This is a genomic window from Kineothrix sp. MSJ-39, assembly GCF_018917935.1.
Lineage (GTDB): Bacteria > Bacillota > Clostridia > Lachnospirales > Lachnospiraceae > CAG-194.
The window spans coordinates 1-981 of the sequence record NZ_JAHLPN010000051.1 but is presented as its reverse complement, the minus strand read 5'-3'; the positions used below and the strand labels follow the sequence as shown (position 1 = coordinate 981).

Genomic DNA, 981 nt, shown 5'->3' with positions numbered 1-981 from the left:
CGCTTTATAATCGTAGAGATTACAACAATTTCCCTATGCACCCATTAAACTGGAAAACTCCCAAACAAGTGCTTATGGATTATCTTGCGTCAATGTAACACATGTTTGACAAACCTACAGTAGTCTGTCTTGTAACTCATTTTTAAGGTATATGCAATAGCATATAATACGCTAATTGCTTGCTGATATGCCCCGCCTTCTTCGTTTGGATTGCCTTTTCCTCTGACTGCAATATAATTTGCTTTCGGAACAGTTACAATCTCCGGTTTATTTTTAGGCATATAAAATTCTTTGTATTCTTTCTTAAAATCAAAAGCAATAACTACCTCTTTAAATTCCGATTGAGATTTCACCTGTTTTAAGAGATTTAATTAAAGTGTACCCTTTGTCAAGGACACTATGACTTTTCCTTTTCAGATTTCTATTTTATATTTTTTGTTGGTTGTGTAGAGGCATCAAAGTGATGCCTCTGATTGATGGTTTTCATCTTTTGCTTTAGGGATTATCAGTGGATAAATTCCTGTTGTCAGATATTGATAATATTCAACAGGTGACAACCTTGCTAAGGGCAAATACAAGGGCACAAGATGTCCAGTGGACATCTGCTCTGTACCGACCGAAGCGGCAGCGGAGACCAAGAAAAATCCATAAAACAGTATAACACAAAATAAAAGTGACATGGTGAACTGATTGAAATGCTTCCGATTTTTGTAATTGATGATTGATTGAACGATAAAGAGATTCGATACCATGAGAACAATATTTGCAGAATACAATCCACAACGCAATAGTATTGATATTTATACCAGCGCAGTTTACATGCTTCGCATTGACTGCTGGGAAGCCGAAAAGAACTTAAAAAGAGTCTGTGAAACTTTTTCTGTAAATAGGTATTAGCTAATAGGTCTTCTATGATAAAATCTAAATCATAGGAGGCCTATTATTATGGCAAGAGAAAAGAAACCTGTTCACAAAGTACAA

2 pseudogenes are annotated in these 981 nt (G+C 35.4%); one reads left to right on the top strand and one right to left on the bottom strand.

What is annotated here, in order from left to right:
• Nucleotides 1–119: 119 nt before the first annotated feature.
• A pseudogene (locus KQI22_RS14095) lies at nt 120–320 on the bottom strand (GyrI-like domain-containing protein); the annotation flags it as partial.
• 430 nt (nt 321–750) lie between these two features.
• Here KQI22_RS14095 and KQI22_RS13715 point away from each other — a divergent pair.
• Nucleotides 751–861: pseudogene (locus tag KQI22_RS13715) on the top strand (DUF6061 family protein); the annotation flags it as partial.
• Between the last annotated feature and the right edge of the window lie 120 nt (nt 862–981).